The 20758-nt window shown below is 72.2% G+C and carries 19 protein-coding genes; 9 read left to right on the forward strand and 10 right to left on the reverse strand.

Annotated elements, in window-relative coordinates; genetic code table 11:
* Window positions 1-117: 117 nt before the first annotated feature.
* From GA0070624_RS12890 to GA0070624_RS12900, 3 genes are read right to left on the reverse strand one after another with little or no spacing between them, the layout of a single operon-like run.
* Window positions 118-1029, reverse strand: a complete 912-nt coding sequence (locus GA0070624_RS12890; protein WP_091340780.1) for a carbohydrate ABC transporter permease — start codon at window positions 1027-1029, stop codon at window positions 118-120.
* Window positions 1026-1982, reverse strand: coding sequence for a carbohydrate ABC transporter permease (locus GA0070624_RS12895; RefSeq protein ID WP_091340782.1), 957 nt, complete (start codon window positions 1980-1982; stop codon window positions 1026-1028). The genes GA0070624_RS12890 and GA0070624_RS12895 overlap by 4 nt, the downstream gene beginning before the upstream one ends.
* A gap of 21 nt (window positions 1983-2003) precedes the next feature.
* Window positions 2004-3335, reverse strand: a complete 1332-nt coding sequence (locus GA0070624_RS12900; protein ID WP_091340784.1) for an ABC transporter substrate-binding protein — start codon at window positions 3333-3335, stop codon at window positions 2004-2006.
* A gap of 278 nt (window positions 3336-3613) precedes the next feature.
* Between GA0070624_RS12900 and GA0070624_RS12905 the strand changes: the two genes are divergently transcribed.
* The 4 genes from GA0070624_RS12905 to GA0070624_RS12915 all read left to right on the forward strand — a co-directional run bounded on the left by GA0070624_RS12905 (window position 3614) and on the right by GA0070624_RS12915 (window position 7745).
* Window positions 3614-5650, forward strand: a complete 2037-nt coding sequence (locus tag GA0070624_RS12905; RefSeq protein WP_091340787.1) for a beta-galactosidase — start codon at window positions 3614-3616, stop codon at window positions 5648-5650.
* A complete protein-coding gene (locus tag GA0070624_RS35250; RefSeq protein ID WP_218105146.1) occupies window positions 5647-5898 on the forward strand; it encodes a hypothetical protein in 252 nt (83 codons plus the stop codon). The genes GA0070624_RS12905 and GA0070624_RS35250 overlap by 4 nt, the downstream gene beginning before the upstream one ends.
* A 15-nt stretch (window positions 5899-5913) precedes the next feature.
* Entirely contained in the window at window positions 5914-6690 is a 777-nt protein-coding gene (locus tag GA0070624_RS12910; protein WP_091340789.1) for a DeoR/GlpR family DNA-binding transcription regulator, read from the forward strand.
* A 95-nt stretch (window positions 6691-6785) separates the two neighbouring features.
* Window positions 6786-7745, forward strand: a complete 960-nt coding sequence (locus GA0070624_RS12915; protein ID WP_091340791.1) for a sporulation protein — start codon at window positions 6786-6788, stop codon at window positions 7743-7745.
* A gap of 64 nt (window positions 7746-7809) precedes the next feature.
* On the opposite strand, the gene GA0070624_RS12920 is transcribed toward GA0070624_RS12915, so the two are convergent.
* On the reverse strand, window positions 7810-8187 hold the full coding sequence (locus GA0070624_RS12920) for a hypothetical protein (RefSeq protein ID WP_091340792.1): 378 nt from the start codon (window positions 8185-8187) through the stop codon (window positions 7810-7812).
* Between the two features lie 399 nt (window positions 8188-8586).
* Between GA0070624_RS12920 and GA0070624_RS12925 the strand changes: the two genes are divergently transcribed.
* Window positions 8587-9018 carry a hypothetical protein gene (locus GA0070624_RS12925; RefSeq protein WP_091340794.1) on the forward strand — a complete coding sequence of 144 codons (432 nt, stop codon included), beginning with the start codon at window positions 8587-8589 and terminating at the stop codon, window positions 9016-9018.
* 265 nt (window positions 9019-9283) lie between these two features.
* Here GA0070624_RS12925 and GA0070624_RS12930 read toward each other — a convergent pair whose 3' ends face one another.
* Both GA0070624_RS12930 and GA0070624_RS12935 read right to left on the reverse strand, forming a co-directional pair.
* Window positions 9284-11506 (reverse strand): HelD family protein, encoded by a 2223-nt coding sequence (locus GA0070624_RS12930; RefSeq protein ID WP_176732014.1) that lies wholly within the window; start codon window positions 11504-11506, stop codon window positions 9284-9286.
* A 291-nt stretch (window positions 11507-11797) separates the two neighbouring features.
* Window positions 11798-12946, reverse strand: coding sequence for a LolA family protein (locus GA0070624_RS12935; RefSeq protein WP_091340799.1), 1149 nt, complete (start codon window positions 12944-12946; stop codon window positions 11798-11800).
* 95 nt (window positions 12947-13041) lie between these two features.
* Here GA0070624_RS12935 and GA0070624_RS12940 point away from each other — a divergent pair, with 95 nt between their 5' ends.
* On the forward strand, window positions 13042-13698 hold the full coding sequence (locus GA0070624_RS12940) for a response regulator transcription factor (RefSeq protein ID WP_091340801.1): 657 nt from the start codon (window positions 13042-13044) through the stop codon (window positions 13696-13698).
* A 29-nt stretch (window positions 13699-13727) separates the two neighbouring features.
* Here the strand turns inward: GA0070624_RS12940 and GA0070624_RS12945 are convergent, their stop codons facing one another.
* The gene (locus GA0070624_RS12945; RefSeq protein WP_091336056.1) at window positions 13728-14951 is read right to left on the reverse strand and encodes an IS110 family RNA-guided transposase; all 1224 of its coding nucleotides are present in this window, start codon (window positions 14949-14951) and stop codon (window positions 13728-13730) included.
* 224 nt (window positions 14952-15175) lie between these two features.
* On the opposite strand from GA0070624_RS12945, the gene GA0070624_RS12950 reads away from it, so the two are divergent.
* On the forward strand, window positions 15176-16690 hold the full coding sequence (locus tag GA0070624_RS12950) for an ATP-binding protein (protein WP_091340803.1): 1515 nt from the start codon (window positions 15176-15178) through the stop codon (window positions 16688-16690).
* An 11-nt stretch (window positions 16691-16701) separates the two neighbouring features.
* Here the strand turns inward: GA0070624_RS12950 and GA0070624_RS12955 are convergent, their stop codons facing one another.
* Window positions 16702-18225, reverse strand: a complete 1524-nt coding sequence (locus GA0070624_RS12955) for a tetratricopeptide repeat protein (protein ID WP_091340805.1) — start codon at window positions 18223-18225, stop codon at window positions 16702-16704.
* A gap of 57 nt (window positions 18226-18282) precedes the next feature.
* Window positions 18283-18744 (reverse strand): MarR family winged helix-turn-helix transcriptional regulator, encoded by a 462-nt coding sequence (locus GA0070624_RS12960; RefSeq protein ID WP_091348737.1) that lies wholly within the window; start codon window positions 18742-18744, stop codon window positions 18283-18285.
* A gap of 50 nt (window positions 18745-18794) precedes the next feature.
* Between GA0070624_RS12960 and GA0070624_RS12965 the strand changes: the two genes are divergently transcribed.
* Together GA0070624_RS12965 and GA0070624_RS12970 are read left to right on the forward strand one after the other, a co-directional pair.
* Window positions 18795-19316: a VOC family protein gene (locus GA0070624_RS12965; protein WP_091340807.1), complete on the forward strand. Its 522-nt coding sequence runs from the start codon at window positions 18795-18797 to the stop codon at window positions 19314-19316.
* Window positions 19317-19340: 24 nt separating this feature from the next.
* Window positions 19341-20237, forward strand: a complete 897-nt coding sequence (locus GA0070624_RS12970) for a hypothetical protein (protein WP_091340809.1) — start codon at window positions 19341-19343, stop codon at window positions 20235-20237.
* Here the strand turns inward: GA0070624_RS12970 and GA0070624_RS12975 are convergent.
* Window positions 20209-20721 (reverse strand): potassium channel family protein, encoded by a 513-nt coding sequence (locus GA0070624_RS12975; protein WP_091340811.1) that lies wholly within the window; start codon window positions 20719-20721, stop codon window positions 20209-20211. The two genes, GA0070624_RS12970 and GA0070624_RS12975, sit on opposite strands and share 29 nt — an antisense overlap.
* Window positions 20722-20758 lie beyond the last annotated feature (37 nt).

Genomic DNA, 20758 nt, shown 5'->3' on the forward strand with positions numbered 1-20758 from the left:
ACCCGGCGGCCAAACCACGATGAGCGATATGACTGTCAGTCATATTTATGCCTGACAGTCATATCGCTCCTTCGGACATCAGTGGGTGCCCGGGAGCCAGAAGCAGCACGGGCGATGTCAGCCCTTCGAGGCTCCCAGCGTCAGGCCCCGGACGAACTGCTTCTGCAGCAGGAAGAAGATCACCAGGGTCGGGATCGCGACCAGCACCGAGCCGGCCGAGACCAGGTTGTTGTCGGTGAAGAACTCGCCGCGCAGGTTGTTCAGCGAGCTGGTCACCGGGAACTTGTCGCCGGTACGCATCAGGACCGTCGCCCAGAAGAACTCGTTGTAGATCCAGGTCACCTCGAGGGTGGCCAGCGCGGCCAGGGCCGGCCGGCACAGCGGCATGGTCACCTGCCAGTACTGCCGCCAGACGCTCGCCCCGTCGACCATCGCCGCCTCGTACAGCTCGTGCGGCAGCGCCTTCATGTAGTTGGACAGCACGAAGACGCAGAAGCCGCACTGGAAGGCGACGTTGACCAGGATCAGCCCCCAGTAGCTGTCGTAGAGCAACTCGGAGTCGCTCATCCACGCCGGCAGCGGGATCTCGGTGAACATCCGGAACAGCGGGATCAGCAGGGCCTGCTGCGGCAGCAGGTTCGCGGCAGTGAAGAGCCCGAGCAGGACGAGGTTGAACTTCCAGCTGAACCGGGCGATCACGAACGCCACGCAGGAGGCGAGGAAGAGGGTCAGCAGCACGGCGGGCACGGTGATGTAGACCGAGTTGAGGAAGTGCTTGCCGAACTCCGCGGTGCGCCAGGCGGTGACGTAGTTGTCGACGGTCCAGCCACCGAGCGAGACGTAGCCGTTGGTGGCGGTGTACTCGTACGACCGGAACGACGTGACCACCGCCCACAGGATCGGGAAGAGCCAACCGACCGCGACGGCGCTGAGGAAGACGTGCAGGACCACCCTTGCCGGCCGAAGCGGCCGGCGGCGCGGTGCCGGGGCGGCGGTCGCCGGTGGACGGGTGAGGGTCGCGGTGCTCATCGCCGGTCCTCCCGCATCACGGTGGCCAGATAGAGGGTGATGAAGACCAGGGAGACGACCAGCATGATGGTCGCCAGGGCGGAGCCGAAGCCGATCCGGCTGGCCTCGCCCACCACGTTCGCGGTGACCAGCGCGGAGATCAGTTCCAGGCCGTTGCGCCCCTTGTTGATCACCCAGACCAGGTCGAACGCACGCAGCGACTCGATCACCGTCACCACCAGCACGATGATGTTGATCGGTCGCATCACCGGGAAGACGACGCGGAAGAAGGTGCTGACCTCCGAGGAGCCGTCCACCGCGGCGGCCTCGCGCAGCGTCGGGTCGACGCCCTTCAGGCCGGCCAGGTACAGCAGCATGATGTAGCCGACGTGCCGCCAGCCGGCGGCGAACAGCACCGCCCAGATGTTGACGTTCGGGTCGCCGTACCAGTCGGTGTCGCCGCCGAGCAGCGCGTTGAGCAGGCCCTGGTCGCGGCTGTAGATGAGCTGCCAGACGAAGCCGATCAGCGCCAGCGAGAGCACCACCGGCAGGTAGAGCGCCGTCTGGTAGAAGCGGCTGCCGCGCAGTTCCTTGTCCAGCAGTACGGCAAGGAAGATCCCGAACGGGGTGGCCACCACGAAGAGCGCGGCCAGCCAGAGCAGGTTGTTCTGGATCGCCGGCACGAACGGCGGGTAGATGTTCACCACGTCGTCGTAGTTCTTCAGGCCGACCCAGTCGATCTCGGCGAACGGGCCGATGCCGTCCCAGTTGGTGCCCGACAGCGCGACGGTGGCCAGGGCCGGGAGCCAGACCAGTCCGACGACCAGCAGCAGCGGCACGACCACCATCAGCGTGATCACCACGCGGTCGGTGCGGGACAGGAGCCGTAGCCGGCGGCCGCGACCACGCGTGGTGGTGGTCGCGGCCGGCGGCGGCACGGCGCGATCCGCTTGGATCAGGGGCAGGTCGGACACGATGTCCTCCCCCTCTCGCCGTCAGCTGGTGAAGATCGACTTCTTCTGGTTCTCGATGCTGGTCAGCAGGCCGCCGATGTCCTTCGGGTTCTTGATGAACTGCTGCAACGCCGGGATCATCACGGTCGAGGCGAAGTCCGGCCGGGTGTCCCGGTCGAGGAACTGGGCGATCTCGGTGGCCGAGCCGACCAGCTCGGCGGCCTTCTTCTTCAGCGCGGTGTAGCCGCTGGTGTCCGCGCCGGTGTTGGCCACCAGGGTGCCCGGGTCGTTCTTCAAGATGATGTTCGCGGCGTCGACGCCGCCGATGTACTCCAGCAGCTTCTTGGCGTTCGCCTCGGACTTCGGCTTGCGGGCCATCATGTAGCCGTCGATCGGCGCGTCCAGGGCCTTGGCCCCGATGGTCGAGTCGATCTCCGGGAAGGTGAAGAAGTCGATGTCATCCTGCTCGTTGTCGTTGAACTGCTGAGCGACGAAGAGGCCGAGCAGGTACATGCCGCTCTTCTTCTGCTGCAGCGACTGGGCGGCCTCCTGCCAGGTCCGGCCCAGGGCGTCCGGCTGATGCAGCGGCAGCAGTCCGGCCCAGGTGTCGAAGACCTTCTTCACCTTGTCGGAGGTCCACGCCTCCTTGCCGGCCATCAGGTCGACGTGGAACTGGTAGCCGTTGATCCGCAGGTTCAGGATGTCGAAGGTGCCCATCGCCGGCCAGCCGTCCTTGTCGGCGAAGGCGATCGGGTTCAGGCCGTCCTTCTTCATCTGCGCGCCGAGCGCGTTGAAGTCGTCGAGCGTCTTCGGCTCCTGGTAGCCGTGCTGCTGCCAGACCGACTTACGGTAGAAGACCGCCCACGGGTAGTACGACGCCGGCACGAAGTACTGCTTCCCGTCGTCCCCGGTCGAGGCCTTCTTGAACGCGTCCGAGAAGCCGGAGAGCTTGGTCCAGACGTCGCTGACGTCGCCGGCCAGGCCCCGGGCGGCGAAGAACCGCATCCGGTAGCCGGCGAACCAGGTGAACACGTCGTCCGGCTTGCCCTGCAGGTAGTTGTTGATGTTTTCCTGGAACGTGTTGTGGTCGACCGTGTTGATCGCGACCTGGACCCCGGACGAGCTCTGGAAGCCGGCCGCCACCTTGGCGAGGACGTCCTTCGGCGTCGGGTCCGAAGCGTTCGAGCCGAGCGAGACCGTCTTCGAGCCCGCGCCGGAGTCGGAGTCGGAGCCGCCGCAGCCGGCGAGCAGTCCCGTGCCGAGCAGCGCGCCAGCGCCGGCCGCGCCGGCCAGCAGCGAGCGGCGGTTCAGGCCGGCGACGGACGGGGGTACGAGTCGGGCGAGGTACTCGGCTTGCGATCGGGGACGGGACATTGTGCCTCCTGCTCGAAGAGGTGCGCTGCGCCCAAGGGCCGTGACTGGTGGCGGGGATCGGTGTTGCGTGGGCCGGGAAAGACCCACCGTGATTCGACATGTCCGAACACAAACAGCCGGTTGGCACGTCAAGCTACCCCTCCGTGCGCCCCTGTCAAGGGGGTTGGCGCGCTTCGATAACTCAGTCGTGACAAGGCTGAGACAAGGTAAACGTTAGAATCTTTGTCGATGTTGGAAAGTGTTGACTTGAGTCGCATCGAGGTGCACCCTCTGCTCTCATGTGGAGGTGGCAGGGCGAGGGCATCTGGTACGGCGCGGACTACAACCCGGAGCAGTGGCCCGAGTCGACCTGGGCCGAGGACGTCGCGCTGATGCGCCGGGCCGGGGTCAACCTGGTCTCCGTCGGCATCTTCTCCTGGGCCCTCCTGGAGCCCACCCCCGGCCGGTACGAGTTCGGCTGGCTCGACCGGGCCCTCGACCTCCTGCACGACGGCGGCGTACGCGTCGACCTCGCCACCGCCACCGCCAGCCCGCCGCCGTGGCTGGCCCGCGCCCACCCGGAGACGCTGCCCCGCCGTGCCGACGGCACGATCCTCTGGCCGGGCGGCCGGCAGGCGTACTGCCCCAGCTCGCCGATCTTCCGGGAGCGCTCGCTCGCCCTGGTCGAGGCCGTCGCCGGCCGGTACGCCGAGCACCCGGCCGTGGTGATGTGGCACGTCTCCAACGAGCTGGGCTGCCACAACGTGCATTGCTACTGCGACGTCAGCGCCGAGGCGTTCCGCCGCTGGCTGCGCGAGCGCTACGGCGACCTGGACACGCTCAACGACGCCTGGGGCACCGCCTTCTGGAGCCAGCGCTATCACGACTGGGCCGAGATCAACCCGCCGCGCGCCGCACCGACCTTCGCCAACCCCACCCAGCAGCTCGACTTCCTGCGCTTCTCCTCGGACGAGCAGCGGGCCCAGCTGCGGGCCGAGCGGGAGGTGCTCAAGCGGCTGGTCCGGCAGCCGGTCACCACGAACTTCATGATCGGCACCGGCGTCAAGTACCTCGACTACCACTCCTGGGCGTCCGACGTGGACCTGGTCGCCAACGACCACTACCTGATCGCCGCCGACCCACAGCCGCAGGTCAACCTGGCGCTCGCCGCCGACCACACCCGCGGCGTCGCCGGCGGCGACCCGTGGCTGCTGATGGAGCACTCCACCAGCGCGGTCAACTGGCAGCCGCGCAACGTCGCCAAGACCCCCGGCCAGCTGCGCCGCAACAGCCTCGCGCACGTGGCGCGCGGCGCCGACGGGGTGCTCTTCTTCCAGTGGCGGGCCTCCCGCGCCGGCGCGGAGAAGTTCCACTCCGCGCTGGTCCCGCACGCCGGCCCGGAGACCAAGGTGTACCGCGAGGTCTGCCGGCTCGGCGCCGACCTGAAGGCCCTGGCCGAGGTACGCGGCAGCCGGGTCGACGCCGAGGTGGCGATCCTCTTCGACTACGAGGCGTGGTGGTCCGCCGAGCTGGACTCGCACCCCAGCGTCGACGTCACCTACGTCGACCGGCTCTCCGCCCTGCACGGCGCGCTCTGGCGGGCCGGGGTCACCGCCGACGTGGTGCACCCGTCGGCCGACCTCTCCGGCTACAAGCTGGTCCTGGTGCCAACCCTCTACCTGGCCCGGGACGCCGACGCCGAGGCCCTGCGGGCGTACGTGGAGGCGGGCGGCACCGCCCTGGTGACGTACTTCAGCGGCATCGTCGACGAGCACGACCACATCCGCCTCGGCGGCTACCCCGGCGCGTTCCGGGAACTGCTCGGCATTCGCACCGAGGAGTTCTTCCCGCTCCGCGCCGGGGAGCGGGTCCGCCTCGACGACGGCTCCACCGCCGACGTGTGGACCGAGTGGCTGCACCCGGCCGGGGCGGAGGTCCTCGCGTCGTACGCCGATGGGCCGTTGCCGGGAGTGGCCGCGCTGACCCGGCACGCCGCCGGCGCCGGCGCCGCCTGGTATGTCGGCACCCGGCTCGACGACGCGGCCACCGACCGCCTCGTCGCCCGGCTGCTCGCCGAGTCCGGCGCCCGCCCGCCGGTCGCCGCCCCGAGCGGGGTCGAGGTGGTCCGGCGCCGCGACGCCGAGCGGAGCTGGCTCTTCGTCATCAACCACACCGACGATGACGCCCGGCTCGCCGTCACGGGCACGGAGCTGCTGGCCGGCGCCCGGTGCGCCGGCGAGCTGGTGGTGCCGGCCGGTGAGGTGGCGGTGGTCCGCGAGGAGGCCGGCCGCGCCGCAGACCAGCCACTGCCGAGCGGGGCGGAGGCCGACCGGTGAAGGTCACCCGGATCGCTTACTCGACCCGCCTGAATCCGGGTAAGTACGCGGCTTTGCTCGAGCAGGCCCGCCGGCTGGGTCGGGTTCGCAGTGAGGTGTGGCAGCGTTACGGGTCGATTGCCACGGTGAAGCAGATCCTGCAGGACAGGACCGATCGCCACCGGACCAGACTGCCGGTCCAGGACTCCAGCCCGGCCACCACCGAGCGGAGAGCGAATTATCCAAACCGTTCAGCGATGAGCAACTAGTAGGAAGCAGGTTCGATGCTCGCCCAGCAACGGCAGAGCGCCATCCTGGATCTGATCCGCCAGCGCGGCGGCGTCCGGGTCAGCCAACTGGTGAGCCGCTTCGGCGTGTCGGACATGACGATCCGGCGGGACCTGGAGGTACTCGCCGAGCGGGGGCTGGTCGACAAGGTCCACGGCGGGGCGACGCTGGCCGGGCCGGGGTCCGCCGAGGAGCCCGGGTTCGCGGCGAAGTCGATCCGCCAGCAGGCCGAGAAGCGGGCCATCGCCGAACGGGCGGCCACCCTGGTCGAGCCGGGCATGGCGATCGCGCTCTCCGCGGGCACCACCACCGCCGCGCTGGCCGCCCGGTTGGCCGACGTCCGCGGCCTGACCGTGGTGACCAACTCGATCCCGGTCGCCGACGCGCTCTACCAGACCCCGCGCGCGGACCAGACCGTGGTGCTGACCGGCGGCATCCGTACGCCCTCGGACGCGTTGACCGGGCCGGTGGCCGAGGCGGCGATCGGCGCCCTCAACGTCGACCTGCTCTTCCTCGGCGTGCACGGGATGAGCCCGCGCACCGGGTTCACCACCCCCAACCTGCTCGAGGCGGCGGTCAACCGGCGGCTGATCGGCGCCGCCCGCCGGCTGGTGGTGCTCGCCGACCACACCAAGTGGGAGACCATCGGGATCGCCACCATCGCGCCGCTGGAGGACGCGGACGTGCTGATCACCGACGGGAAGCTGCCGCCGGAGGGGCGCCGCCAGATCGGCGAGCAGGTCGGCGAGCTGGTCGTGGTCGACGCCGACTGACCGCGCTCACAGCCACCTCACAGCAGGCCGGGTTAGGCTGCCGAGAGCATGCGTCCGACGCTCCACGGTGGAGCGCCGTCCGGCGGGAGTGAGCGATGGTCTTCAAGAAGATGCTGAGCGCGTTGGGCGTGGGTGGGCCCAGCGTCGACACCGTCCTGGCGAACCCGAACACCCGGCCCGGCCTGGCTCTCGACGGGCAGGTCCACCTGCTCGGCGGGGACGCGCCGGCCAGCATCGAGCAGATCACCGTCGGCCTGGTCACCCGGGTCGAGATCGAGGGCGGCGACTCCGAGTACGCCGGCATCATGGAGTTCCACCGGATGGCGGTGAGCGGCCCGCTGGAGCTGGCCCCGAAGCAGCAGCTCGCCATCCCGTTCCAGCTGCCGGTGCCGTGGGAGACGCCGGTCACCGACGTCTACGGCCAGCGCCTGCACGGCATGACGATGGGGCTGCGTACCGAGCTTGCGGTGGCCCGGGCGGTGGACAAGAGCGACCTGGACCACGTGGCGGTGCACCCGCTGCCGATCCACGAGCGGATCCTGGACGCCTTCCAGGCGCTCGGGTTCCGCTTCAAGCACGCCGACCTGGAGCGCGGCCACATCCGCGGTGTGCAGCAGACGCTGCCCTTCTACCAGGAGATCGAGTTCTTCGCCGCGCCGCAGTACGCCCAGACGATCACCGAGGTCGAGCTGACCTTCGTGACCAGCCAGCGGGGCGTCGACGTGATCCTGGAGTGCGACAAGCGCGGCGGCTTCCTCAGCGCCGGGCACGACGTCTTCGGCCGGTACACCGTCTCCCACGCGGACGCCGACCGGGCCGACTGGGTCCAGGTGGTCGACGGGTGGCTGCGCGAGACCACCTCCCGCTACGGCAGCCTGCGCGCCCAGGGCTTCGGCGCCCCCCACGGATACGGGCACGGCCACGGTCGGGGCCACGGCATGGGCGGCCTGGTGGCGGGCGCGGCGCTCGGCGCCGCCGGAGGCCTCGTCGCCGGTGAGTTGATCGAGGACGCCTTCGAAGGCGACTTCGGCGATTTCGGCGGCGACTTCGAGTAGCGGACACACGACGGTGGCCTCGGGAAGACTCCCGAGGCCACCGTCGCTCTGAGGTGTCGCTCACTCAGTGCCGAGCCTTGCGCTCCTCCGCGCTGCGCCAGCCACTACCGGCCTTGGCCAGACCGCGGCTACCCAGGTAACCGAGGGTCAGCAGCGTGATGAAGAACCAGGCCTGGTTGGCGCGGAAGATGTCCACCCCGGCCGAGTTCTTGCCGGCCACCTGCGAAGCGACCAGTACGGCGACTACGGCCGCGATGTAGACCCAGAACTCGGTGGTCCGCAACGACGGCTTGGTCTCCGTTCCGGGCGCCTGCATCGGAATCCGCTGCCCGTCCATCATCATCGGCATCTGACGGGTCGGTGCTTCCTGCACCGCCGCCTGGCCGGGCGCCTCCGGCGCCGGCCGATTCATCGGCCTGGTGGATGCAGCCTGCGTGCTCATCTTTCCTCCTGGATGCGATGAGTCCTTTCCTGCACTCCCTCGCCCCGCTACCGCTTTCCGGCCACGGCACGGTTCGCCTTCATGGCGGGGGCACCGTGCGTCTACCCGAGGCTCCGGCGAGGTAACACCCATCTGTAAGCGGATGCCGCCTCCCCGGGCCGGGTCGGCTCAGCGCAGGGCGTTACGGATGGCGACGGAGACCAGCAGGTCCGGGTCGTCGGTGATGATCCCGTCCACGCCGATGACAGCCCGTACCGACCCTGAAGGCTACGGACGTCCGGTCCGTGAAAGTGCGCCGGGTTCTGCCGCAGGTACCAGTCCGCCGACCCCGCGCCGCGGGTTTGGCCGGCCGGTCCACGGGCACGCAGAAAGTTCCGAGACGTCTGCGAGGTGGTTGACGTGCGTGAGGACGACATGCGGCAGGACGCCGCCCGAAGTGCCGAGAAGCGGGTCGCCGGCGGCGTGTATGGCGAGGGCGCGCTCGACGAGGTCACCGTGCCGCAGACCGATGTGCTGCGGGTCATCCAGGACGAGGATCCCGACGACCCGGCGCACGTCCCGGTCGACCCGAACGTGCTGCGCGACGGCGGCCCCACCCGCGGCCAGGGTGCGGTCACCACGACCGGCGGCACCGCCGGCCCGGCCAGCAGCGGCTGGGTGGCCCGGCAGCCGGAGCGCCACCGGACCAAGGGCAAGGTGGCCCCGACCACCACCGGCGACGCCACCACCGGCGGCCTGAGCACCCCGGCCGGCGGCTCCACCAGCGACAAGTCGAGTTCGGGCAGCCAGGTAGGCAACTTCACCAACGGGCGACCCCGCCCAGCGCGTTGATCATGAGGCTGGCGGCAGGTCGGAGACGCGCGGTAGCCCGGGCCCTGTCGCCGAGCACGGCACAGACGCCGTAGGGCCCGGGGGCGAACAGGCCAGCGGCTGGTATGCCTCTCCGTCATATTTATGACGGAGAGGCATATCCCTTCTCAGACATACGTCCCGCAGCGCGGCTCGCCCGGGCGGCGGGAAAGCCGCGCCGGACGCTCGGGATCGACAGGCCGAGGAGCTGGCCGTCCGCGGCCCCCGGTCGAGGTAACAGATCCGGTCAGGGGGTGCGTCGGAGGATGCCGAGGCGCTGGGTGGCGCGGGTGAGGGCGACGTAGAGGTCACTGTGGCCGCGCGGGGACTCGGCGACGATCCGGTCCGGGTCGACCACCAGCACCGAGTCGAACTCCAGCCCCTTGGCCTGCCCGACGGTGAGCACCACCACCCGGTTCTCCAGCTCCGGCTGCTCGCCGACCGCGGCCTCGGGAAGCGCGGCGGTGACGGCGGCACCCAGCTCGTCCACCCGGCCGGCGGGCACGATGACGCCGAGCCGGCCGTCGTCGAGCGAGGCCGCCTCCCGCGTGGTCGCGACCACCAGTTCGGCGGCGAGCCGCTCCGCGTCGACCGTGCGGTCCCACGGCGGTACGCCGCTGGAGCGTACCGAGCGGGGTGGGCGGAGGTCGGGGTCGATCTCGGCGAGCACGTGGGCCGCGACCGCCATGATCTCGGCCGGGGTGCGGTAGCTGACGGTGAGCTGCTCCAGTCGCCACCGCTGCGCCACGTACGGCTCGAGCGCCTCGGCCCAGGAGGGCGTGCCGGCCAGCGCGCCGGTCTGCGCGACGTCCCCCACGATGGTCATCGACCGGCTCGGGCAGCGCCGCATCAGCAGCCGCCAGCCCATCGGCGACAGCTCCTGCGCCTCGTCGACGATGACGTGCCCGAAGGCCCAGCTCCGGTCGGCGGCGGCCCGCTGGGCGGTGGTGAGCCGCTCCGACTCCTCCTGCCGCTCCGACAGCCGGTCGGCGTCGAGCAGGTCGGCGACGCCGAGGATCTCGCCGCCGTCCGCCTCGTCCTCGACGTCGATGGAGCGGGAACCGCGCCAGATCTCGAGCACGCCCTCGGCGTACTCGCGCTCCAGGGCCCGGATCCGCTCCCGCCGGGCCACGGCGGCGCGCTCGTCCTCGCCCAGCAGCTCGGCCGCTTCGTCCAGCAGCGGCACGTCGGCCGGCGTCCAGCCGCCCGGCTCCCGGTGCAGCGCGGCGCGCTCCGCGTCGGTCAGCATCGGCGCGGCGGTGGCGATCCGCTCGGGCGAGGCGAACAGGTCGGCGAGCAGCCGCTGCGGGGTGAGCACCGGCCAGAGCTCGTCCAGCGCGGCGCGTACCTGTGGATCCTCGCGCAGCTCGCGGCGGATCTCGGCGCGGTCCGCCTCGGAGAGCAGGTTCTCCCCGCCGAGCGGGTCGGCGCCGATCCGCTCGGCGATCTGGGCGGCGAGCGCGTGGATGATCTCGATGTCGAAGAGCGCCCGGGCCAGGTTGTGCGCCCGGCCGGAGCGGCGGGCCCGCTCCCGGGCCTCCCGGACCACGTCCGGGTCCAGCCGGAGGATCTCCCGCTGCGGAAGTTCGATCTCCAGTGGCTCGTCCGGCACCCACTGCCGGTCCCGCACCGCCGCGGCGAGCACCTCGGTCATCACCGCCCGGCCCTTGAGCGCCGCCGTTTCCGCGGGCTCGGTGCGTCGGGCGCTCACCCCGGGGAAGAGGTCGGCCTGGGTACGCAGCAGCACGCCCGTCTCGGCAAGCGCCGGCAGCACCTGGGAGATGTAGCGCAGGAACGTCGCGTTCGGGCCGACCAGCAGCACACCGCGGCTGGAGAGCTCCCGCCGGTGGGTGTAGAGCAGGTACGCCGCCCGGTGCAGCGCGACCGCGGTCTTGCCGGTGCCCGGGCCGCCCTGCACCACCAGCACCCCGGGCAGGTCGGCGCGGATGATCCGGTCCTGCTCGGCCTGGATGGTCTCCACGATGTCGCGCATCCGGCCGGTCCGGCCGGCGTTGAGCGCGGCGAGCAGCGACGCCTCGCCGGTCAGCTCCTCGTGCGCGGTGGGGGAGGCGGTGTTGAGGTCGAGCACCTCGTCGTTGAGCCCGGTCACCTTCCGTTCCCGGGTCCGCACGTGCCGCCGCCGGCGTACGCCCTGCGGGTTGGCCGCGGTGGCGAGGTAGAACGCCCGGGCGGCCGGCGCCCGCCAGTCCATCAGCAGCGGGTCGTAGTCGCCGCTGGCGTCGAAGATGCCGATCCGGCCGATGTAGCGGCGGGAGCCGTCATCGCCATCCAGGCGGCCGAAGCAGAGGCCGTTCTCCACTGCGGAGAACTGCTCGACCTGGTCGGCGTACATCCCGACGGCGGAATCGCGCTGGGAGCGCGCCTGCAAGGTGCCGCCGGTGGTGCGCAGTTCCTCGGTGAGCCGCCGGGCGGCCTGCTCCCGCATACCGTCCAGCCGGTCGTAGAGCATCGAGACGTACTCCTGCTCGCGACCGATCTCGTCGTCCTGGTGCAGCAGCTCACCCGAATCGGCGGAGTGCGTTGACAAGCCGTCTCCTCATCGCTTAAAATTGCTGCAGGAATGGCTTTATTCGGCCGTTCCTTTTTGCGTTTGAACTGAGAAAGATACCCTGCGGCGAGCCGCCGGACCAGGTGGAGCCGCCCGCCCGCGACGACGTCACACCCACCCGGCGCCGGACATGCGTCGGGGGGCCCGGTCGGCTCGCGCCGTCCGGACCCCCCGACTCCGACCGCCCCCGGGTCAGCCCCTCGCGACCTGGTAGAGCCGCTCCGGCGTGACCAGCCCGGCCAGCAGCCGGCCGTCGTCGGTGAGCAGCACGCTGAACAGCTTCCCGGTCAGCAGCCGGCCGCTGCCCCAGTCGCCGCTCACCTTCGGCAGCCCCGCCAGCAGCCCGGCCGCCTGGTCCGCGCCGCCGGGCACCCGGCCCGCCGCGTCGCCACCCTTCGCGCCCAGGGCCGAATCGGCGGCACGGCCGGTAGCGTCCACCCGCGCCACCACCACCGTGGTCCAGCCGGTTCCGACCGTACGCACATCCGGGCCGTCCGGTCGCTCGCCGCCGGGACGGCCCGGCCGGAGCTTGCCGGCCGGCCCGCCCGGAACGTGGCTTCCACCCGACTCCTCGGTGACGGTCACCCCCGGCGGCGGGTTGAACCGGAACTGGTCCGCGTCCGGCCGCCGGAAGTCGACCTGGGTGAAGGCCAGCTCGAAGGCCGGCCGGTCGGCGCCGTCGGCGAGCACCTCGAACCGCAGCGGCACGTGCTCCCTCGCGTCGAGGGCGATCCGCACCTGGTGCACCAGGGAGTCGGCGTCGCGCGGGGTGAGCACCAGCTCGTACGCTTCCCGTCCGGCGACCCGGGCGGAGCGGCCGACGGTGACCGCGGTGCTCGGGTCGATCGCGGCGAGCGCCCGGTCGGCGGCCTCGGCCGGAGTGGCCGGCAGCGACGGGTCAGTGGTCGCCGTCCCGGTCTCCGGCAGCGTCCGGTGCGTCGCCGTGTTGGTGCGGCTGTTCCACACCCACAGGTCGCGGCCGTTGCGGAGCACGTCCCGCTCACCGAGGGTGTCGAGCAGGGCGAGCCGCTGGCGGTCCGGCCCGGAGTACCAGACCCGCAGGGTGTGGGTGCCGGTCAGCATGGTGGTCAGCTCGTCCCCGCCGAGCAGCCCGGCGAGTGGCGGCAGGCCCAGGTCGGCGCGCTGCACCACGGTGCCGGAGAGCCCGTCGAGGCGGGACGTCTGCAGGTCGACCAGGAGCTGCGCGGCGCTGCGGGGCGGCAGGGCCGGTTCGGCGTCGGCGGCGAAAGTGCCGACGGCGGCGCCGCCGCCGAGCACGGCGACCCCCGCGGTCACCGGGACCAGCCAGCGCAGCACGGCACGGTTCTTGAGTACGGACATGTGGACACCTCCTGACCGCCATGGTGCCTGCTGGTGGCTGTGAGGGGGCTGAGACGACGAAGCGCGGGGTGTCGCCCGGGTGGCACGCTTGACCCGTGCGGTTGCTGGTGGTGGAGGACGAGTCGCGGCTGGCGGCCGCGTTGCAGCGGGGGTTGCAGGCGGAGGGGTTCGCGGTGGACGTCGAGTCCACCGGCCGCTCCGGGCTGGACGCCGCCCGGCACGGCGGGTACGACGCGATGATCCTCGACGTGATGCTGCCCGGCCTCTCCGGGTACGAGGTGGTGCGCCGGCTCCGGGCGGAGGAGCACTGGCTGCCGGTGCTGATGCTGTCGGCGAAGGACGGCGAGTACGACCAGGCCGACGGGCTGGACTGCGGCGCCGACGACTACCTCACCAAGCCCTTCTCGTACGTGGTGCTGCTGGCCCGGCTGCGCGCGCTGTTGCGCCGGGGCGCGTCCGAGCGGCCCACCGTGCTCGCCGTGGGCGACCTGCGACTGGATCCGGCCCGGCGGCGGGTGACCCGGGCCGACGCCGAGGTCGCCCTCACCACCCGCGAGTACGCCCTGCTCGACTACCTGATGCGCCGCCCCGGCCAGGTGGTCTCCAAGACCGAGTTGCTGGACCACGTCTGGGACGCCAGCCTGGAGACCGCGCCGAACGCCGTCGAGGTCTACGTGGGCTACCTGCGCCGCAAGATCGGCCGCGAGCGCCTGGAGACGGTCCGCGGCGCCGGCTACCGGCTCGCCATATGAGCATGAAAGACATCCCAGGAGCTTGAATGTCAAGCAGCGGCCTCGTTGAGGTGATGCGACCAGGCGGTCGCCTCGTCGTAGAGCGCGCCGGTTTTGAGGCATCCGTGCAGGATGCCGACGAGCCGGTTGGCGAGTTGCCGCAGCGCGGCGTTGTAGCTGGCGCCGCGGGCGCGTTGCCGGTCGTAGTAGGCGCGGGCGCCGGGCGAGGTGTTCAGCGACGCGAACGCTTGGGTCATCAGCGCGTCGATGAGCCGGTCGTTGTGCACGAACCGGGCAGCGACGGTGCGTTTCTTACCCGAGGCGCGGGTGATCGGGCTGGTGCCGGCGTAGTTCTTGCGGGCCTTGGCCGAGGTGTAGCGGTCGGCCGCGTCGCCGAACTCGGCGAGCACCCGGGCGCCGAGGATCGTGCCCAGTCCCGGTTGGGACAGGATGATCTCAGCGTCCGGGTGCTGGCCAAAATAGGCCTCGACCTGCCCTTGCAGGGCCTTGACCTGCTCGTTGAGCGTGCCCAGGACCGCGATCAGCGCCCGGACCGAGGCGGCGTAGGCGGCGGTGACCACGGCGGGCTGGCTGAGGTGCTCGGCGCGCAGGACGGCCTGAATCGCTGCGGCCTTGGCCGGGATGTCGCGGCGGCGGGCCCGTTTGAGGGCCGCGCTGATCTGGCTGATGCTCAGCCTCGCGGCGCTGGCCGGGTCCGGGGCCCTGGCCAGCAACTCAAGGGTGTCGGCGGCGTCGAGATCGTCAAACGCGGCCAACGCGGCAGGGAAGTACTCCCGCAACGCGTGCCGCAACCGCTGGCTGGCGCGGGTGCGTTCCCAGATCAGTGTCTTGTGCATCCGGGCGACCACCTTGACCGCCTCGGATCCGGCACTGTCACCGGCGACCCGGCGCAGTTGGTGGCCGTCGGTACGGACCATGTCGGCCAGCATGTGCGCGTCGGCGGCGTCGCTCTTGGCACCGGACACCCCGAGACGGTCACGGTAACGGGCCGCCTGCAACGGATTGACCGCCAACACGGTGTACCCCGCCGCGATCAACGCCTGCACCCACGGCCCTCGGTCGGTCTCGATCCCAATCGTGACCTGCCCGGCGCCGTCGGCGTCCTCGCCGAGCTGCGCGCCGATCATCGCGTGCAGTCGCGTGATCCCTGCGACGCCCTCGGGCAACCTGGCCCTGGCCAGGGTGCGCCCAGCCGCATCCATCAACTCAACGTCGTGATGGTCTTCGGCCCAGTCATCTCCCACGAACAGCACCGCGTCTCCCGCCTCCGATCGCAAACACGGTCAGTAGCCGGCAGGAGAACCATCAGCGACCTAATGAAGCAGTGCTCACGCCACAACCGGGCGGGCACGACATCCCATCAGCGATCAACTCTCCTCACCGACCGGCAGGGGCACGATCTTTCATCAGGACTCGACGTCCAGGAACAGCAAGTGCTCACCCGCCGGCGGCTACCTACCCACCAGGAGTTTGCCGGATGGCTCACTCCCAGAACTCATTAGGAGGGGCCCCTTCCTATCGCCTCCGATATGGGAAGGGTCCCCTGTTGACGCTCGGCCTCCGGGCCCGGCTGACCGCGATCGGGGTGCTCGGGCTGACCGTCGGGCTGGCGCTGGGCGGGGCGATCCTGCTCGGCGCCCTCGGCTACACCCTGCAGCGCGCGGCCGACGCCGAGGCGCTCCGGACGGCGGACGCGGTCGCGCTGCTCGCCGGCGAGGACGCCCTGCCCGACCCGCTGCCGGTGGCCGGCGGCCAGCTCCGGGTCCAGGTGGTCGACGCCCAGGGCCGGGTACGCGCCGCCTCGATCGACGCGGATCGGCTGGTCCCGATGCTCCGCCCCGACCAGCTCGAACCGGGTCGACCGCAGCGGCTGGTGGTCTCCGGGCAGCGCCTCGGCCTCGCCGGGCCGGTCCGGGTGGTGACCGTGCCGGCCGGCAGCCCGGCGGAACCGCGCACCGTGCTGGTCGGCAAGTCGATGGCGGATGTGCGGCACAGCCTGCACGTCGTCCGGACCCTGCTGCTGGTCGGGTTCCCGCTGTTGGTCGCCGGCCTGGCCGTGGTCGCCTGGCGGGTGGTCGGCGCGACGCTGCGCCCGGTGGAGGCGTTGCGCAGCGGCGCGGCCGAGATCACCGGGCGGGCCGGATCGGGGCGGCTGCCCGTACCGGCGGCGCGGGACGAGATCCACCGGCTGGCGGTCACCCTCAACGACATGCTGGCCCGGCTGGAGTCGGCCCGGGACCGGCAACGGGCCTTCGTCGCCGACGCCGCGCACGAGCTGCGCAGCCCGCTGACCAACATGCGTACCGAACTGGAGGTGGCCCGGCGGCTGGGGGAGCGGACTGACTGGCCCGCGGTGGCGGAGGATCTGCTCGCCGACACCGAACGACTGGGCCGACTCGTCGACGACCTGCTGCTGCTGGCCCGGCTGGACGAGGAACCCGCGGAGCGGGCCGGGCCGCCGTCGCGGGCCGTCGGGCCGGTGGAGCTGGGGGAGTTGCTGCGCGAGGTCGCCGGCCGCTACCCGTCCCCACCGGTGCGGCTGGCGCTACCCGGCGTACCACTGTGGACGGAGGGTGACCCGGACGAGCTGCGTCGGGTACTCATCAACCTGGTGGAGAACGGCCTCCGGCATGCCCGCGGCCGGGTCGTGCTCGCCCTCACCGGCCCCCATCCGGACCGGGCGCCGGGTGTGCCGCCGTCCGACGCAGCGGCTGGAAGCGGGCCGGCGTACCACCTGGTGACCGTGACCGACGACGGGCCGGGGATTCCGGCGGCTGATCGGGAACGGGTATTCGACCGGTTCACCCGGCTGGACGACGCCCGGGCCCGGGACGCCGGCGGCGCCGGCCTGGGCCTGGCCATCGTCCGCGAGCTGGTCCGCCGGGCCGGGGGCTCGGTCGAGCTGGCCGAGGCCGATCCACCGGTGGGCGGCGGGCCGGGGCTCCGGGTGAGCGTGTGGTTGCCGGCGCTCGTCGAACCGGACGCCGGCTGATCGGGCCGGCCTCAGCCGCGGCGGGTGCAGACCTGCTCGGCCCGGGCCACGGTGTCGGTCGACCAGACCACCGCGACGGTGAAGCAGTAGTCGGTGGTGCGGTTGAGACCGTAGATGATCCAGCTGTCCGTGCCGGCCGGCAGTTGCTCGAAGGTGTGCTGTCCCTGGCCGGCGCGGCCTCCGGCGATGACCACCGGGCCTTCCGCGCCGGGGGGATAGGTCCAGCTCAGGGCGATGTTGTCCCGACGGTCGGTCAGCCGGACCGCGCCCGGCGGGGTGCCGGGAGAGGCGGCCGGCACCGCCGTCGCCGTGGCGCCGCTCGGCGCGCCCGTGGCGCCCCTGGCGGCGGGCGGAGACGCCGGGGCGCCGGTGGTGGCGGGCGCCGAGGTGGTCCGCGGTCGGTCCATCCGGGACACTCCCGCGATCACCGCCGCGGTGACGAGCAGCACCACGGCCGCGCCGGCCACGACCAGCGGCAGCCACCGTCCGCCGTCGGGTGCGGGCTCGGACGGCCGGTGCACCGGCACCAGCGGGGACGGCGGCTCGGGTGACATCCTGACCCGGCGTACGCCCGCGGCCTCGCCCTCGGCGACGGCCGGTGGAGGCAGGCGGCTCTCCCGGTCGTCGAGGTCCTCCTCCGGCGGCCACCAGTCGTCGTCTGCCGGCTCGCGGTACGGGTTGTCGCCCTCGGGCGGGAGCCGGGGGGTGGGCACGATCGGGGGAGGGGCCGCCGCCCGGTCAGGCGGAATGTAGAGCGGTTGCCCGGGCGGACCCTCGGCGGCCGGTGGGACCCGGGCGGCCGGCACGACCGGCTTCTCCGGGGCGGGCGGCTCGGGATCGGCGCAGAGGTGGCCGGGGTCGGCCGCCGCCCGGGCCAGGGAGGCTACCTGCTGGCAGAGCGGGTCGTCGGCGGGCAGGTGCTGCCGGCAGAGCTCCTCGGCGAACGCCAGGTGCTCCCGCGCGGCGGTGAACCGGCCGCAGTCGCGTTCCATCGCGCCGAGCTTGGCCAGCATCTTGATTCCGCTCGGGTGCCCGTCGCCGTACACCTCGCGATGCAGGTCCCAGGCGTCCTGCAGGCGGTCCCGGGCGATCGCGCACTGGCCGCGGGCGTACTCCACGGTGGCGAGATCGGCGTGGGCGGACAGCACCCGCTGGGACTCCGGGCCCTCGCGGGCGGTCAGCTCGATGATGACGTCGGAGTAGAGCCGCGCGGCGCGGGCGTCGCTGCCGACCCGGTGCAGCACCGCGGCCAGGGTGGCGGCCGCGCCGACGGTCCGCTGGTCGGAGCGGCCGTACAGCCGGGTCGCCGCCGCGTACGCGAAGGCGGCCCAGCCGCGGGCGGAGTGCGGCTCGCCGAGGGCGACCAGCACGCGCGCCTGGAGGCCGGCGGCCTCGGCCAGCTCGGGGGAGGCGTTCGCCGGTCGGGGGTCGACGTCGGTCAGTGCCTCGGCGAGCAACTGCTGGGCACCGGCGAGGTCACCCGCGGACACCAGATGGTTCGCCTGGACAGTCAGTTCACCGAGGCCGGAGGACACGCCTCATCGTGCTCGTCCGGCGACGGAATGTACAAGTCCCGCCGGTGATCGGATCGGTCAGGTACCGGTCAGATGGTCGACCAGGGTCTCGCTGATCCGCCGGAGCTGGTCGATCTGGGCGGGGCTCAGCGCGTCGAACAGGTGCCGGCGTACCCCCTCGACGTGGCCCGGCGCGGCGGCGGCCAGGGCGGCGAAGCCGGCGTCGGTGAGGACGGCGAGCTGCCCCCGCCGGTCGGTCGGGCACTCCTCCCGGCGGATCCAACCGGACGCCTCCAGCCGGGTGGCGGCGTGGGAGAGCCGGCTGCGGGAGGAGCCGGTCGCCTCGGCGAGCTCGCTCATCCGCAGCCGCCGGTCCGGGGCCTCGGAGAGCCGGACCAGGATCTCGTAGTACGCGTGCGGCATCCCCGCGTCGCGTTGCAGCTCGCGGTCGAGGGTCTCCATCAGCGCCCGGGAGGCGGTCAGGTACGCCCGCCAGGTCCGCTGCTCGTCGGGGTCCAGCCACCGGGTCATGACGACCATCATAGCCGCTTTGGTTGAGCGCTCAACTAAGCCGCGCTAGCGTGGTGGCCATGGGAATCCACCGGCTCAACCACGCCGTCCTCTACGTGAGCAACCTCGACCGCAGCGTCGCCTTCTACCGCGACGTGCTGGGCTTCCGTCCGGTGGCGATGACCCCGGACGGCTTCCGGGGCGCGGCCTTCCTCCAGGCGCCCGACTCCACCAACGACCACGACCTCGGCCTCTTCGAGATCGGCGCGGCGGCCGGCCGCTCGCAGGCCGGCCGGGCCACCGTCGGCCTCTACCACCTGGCCTGGGAGCTCGACACCCTCGACGAGCTGGCCGCCACCGCCGAGCGGCTGGCCGCCGCCGGCGCCCTGGTCGGCAGCTCCGACCACGGCACCACCAAGAGCCTCTACGGACAGGACCCGGACGGGCTGGAGTTCGAGATCGTCTGGATCGTCCCGGCCGACCTGCTCGACGAGGAGGCGCTGGCCGCCCGCAAGCGGATCGGCCGGCTCGACCTCGACCGGGAGCGCAAGCGCTACGGCGGCCAGACCCGCGGCGGCGTGGGGATCTCCATTCCGGCCTGACCGCCGGTGCGGTAGAACGGCAGGATGTCGACCGACGCGATCCTGCGCGAGCTGCTCGTCCGGCAGCTCGACCACTGGCTGCCGGGAGCGCTGCACCGCTCCCGGCGGGCCACCCTCGCCCTCGCGTACGCCGGGAGCGACGCCGCCGGCGCGGACGACGCGCTGGCGGTGGTGGCCGAGTTCGCCGACCGGCTGCGCGGCCGGCGGCTGACCGTGCTGGTGCTCGCCGACGGCACCGAGGACCTGCCGGGCCGGCTCGGCCCGGTGGAGTCGGCGCTGCCGGCGGAGGTGGCCGTGCACGTGGTGCCAGGCCACCCGGACCGGCTGCCGGTGGCGCTCAAGGCGGCCGGCGCGGCGGGGGCACCGCTGTTGACCTTTGTCGACGGAGGCGAACCGGCGCCGGCGGTGCTCGCCGCCGCCGCCGCCGGCCGCCCCGCCGAGCTGCTGCTCGTCACGGACGCCGGCCGGTCGCTGCGACCGGCGCTGACGGCGGCCGGTTTCCCGCTGGTCACCGAGGTCGAGCTGGTGCCCGCCGCCGGCTCGCCGGCCCGGCTGGTCGCGTTCGGCACCGGCTCGGACCGGAGCCTGGAGGCGGTCAAGGACGCGCTCTGGGCGCTCGACGAGTACGCCGGCGTGCGCTACCGCGATCCGGCCGACCCCGCCCGGCGGCTGCTGAACATCACGCTGCACCCGGACCCCGGCCCGCTCCGCCGCGAACTGCTGGCCGAGCTGGCCCGCTCCGGTCCGCGTACGGTGACCGAGCTGCGCCGCTGGACGGTGACCTCGACGGTCTACCGGGCCGCGGACGCCAACCGGGCGCTGACCTCGCTGCTCGGCTCCGGCGCGGTGCGGCGCGATCCGGCGCACGGCCGGCTCAGCGGGGACGTGGTGATCAGCGCCGCCCCGACGTCAACTGCTTGACCAGGATGGACGCTCCGGTGGCGATCACCCCGATGCTGAAGGCCATCTGCACGCAGACCACCACCCGCGCGAACTGCCCCTGGGCGTGCACATCGCCGTAGCCGATGGTGGTGAGCGTGGTGAGCGCAAAGTAGAGGGCGTCCACCCGGGTGTCGAGACCCTGGAACTGCCCGGGCAGCGCAGCGGCGATGATGTAGTCGGCGAGGGCGAACGCCAGGAGTCCGGCGACCAGGGCTACCGCCAGGCGGAACAGCGAGCGCACGTCCGCCGCGCCGGGCGGCACGGGCGCGGCGAGCTGTCGGCGTACCTGGCCGGTGACCAGCCAGGCGACGACGAGCACCATGGCGACGGTGGCGGCGATCCGGAGCGTCAGCCGGGCGGCGTTCGGGTCAGGCTTCACCGGCACGACGAAGTACACCAGCACGAGCAGCCCGCATGCCACCAGCGTCCGTCGCTGCTCCTGCCGCAAGGACCCGTCCGCCATGCCGCGATTCTCCGCCGTCCGGGAGTCCGCCTCGGGC

Source organism: Micromonospora rhizosphaerae (genome assembly GCF_900091465.1).
GTDB lineage: Bacteria > Actinomycetota > Actinomycetes > Mycobacteriales > Micromonosporaceae > Micromonospora > Micromonospora rhizosphaerae.

Bases quoted from the DNA above. Each gene is read 5' to 3' on its own strand.
- GA0070624_RS12890 (WP_091340780.1), bottom strand. From the start codon at position 1,029: ATGAGCACCGCGACCCTCACCCGTCCACCGGCGACCGCCGCCCCGGCA.
- GA0070624_RS12900 (WP_091340784.1), bottom strand. From the start codon at position 3,335: ATGTCCCGTCCCCGATCGCAAGCCGAGTACCTCGCCCGACTCGTACCC.
- GA0070624_RS12905 (WP_091340787.1), top strand. From the start codon at position 3,614: ATGTGGAGGTGGCAGGGCGAGGGCATCTGGTACGGCGCGGACTACAAC.
- GA0070624_RS12910 (WP_091340789.1), top strand. From the start codon at position 5,914: ATGCTCGCCCAGCAACGGCAGAGCGCCATCCTGGATCTGATCCGCCAG.
- GA0070624_RS12915 (WP_091340791.1), top strand. From the start codon at position 6,786: ATGGTCTTCAAGAAGATGCTGAGCGCGTTGGGCGTGGGTGGGCCCAGC.
- GA0070624_RS12920 (WP_091340792.1), bottom strand. From the start codon at position 8,187: ATGAGCACGCAGGCTGCATCCACCAGGCCGATGAATCGGCCGGCGCCG.
- GA0070624_RS12930 (WP_176732014.1), bottom strand. From the start codon at position 11,506: ATGCTCTACGACCGGCTGGACGGTATGCGGGAGCAGGCCGCCCGGCGG.
- GA0070624_RS12935 (WP_091340799.1), bottom strand. From the start codon at position 12,946: ATGTCCGTACTCAAGAACCGTGCCGTGCTGCGCTGGCTGGTCCCGGTG.
- GA0070624_RS12950 (WP_091340803.1), top strand. From the start codon at position 15,176: ATGGCTCACTCCCAGAACTCATTAGGAGGGGCCCCTTCCTATCGCCTC.
- GA0070624_RS12960 (WP_091348737.1), bottom strand. From the start codon at position 18,744: ATGGTCGTCATGACCCGGTGGCTGGACCCCGACGAGCAGCGGACCTGG.
- GA0070624_RS12965 (WP_091340807.1), top strand. From the start codon at position 18,795: ATGGGAATCCACCGGCTCAACCACGCCGTCCTCTACGTGAGCAACCTC.
- GA0070624_RS12970 (WP_091340809.1), top strand. From the start codon at position 19,341: ATGTCGACCGACGCGATCCTGCGCGAGCTGCTCGTCCGGCAGCTCGAC.
- GA0070624_RS12975 (WP_091340811.1), bottom strand. From the start codon at position 20,721: ATGGCGGACGGGTCCTTGCGGCAGGAGCAGCGACGGACGCTGGTGGCA.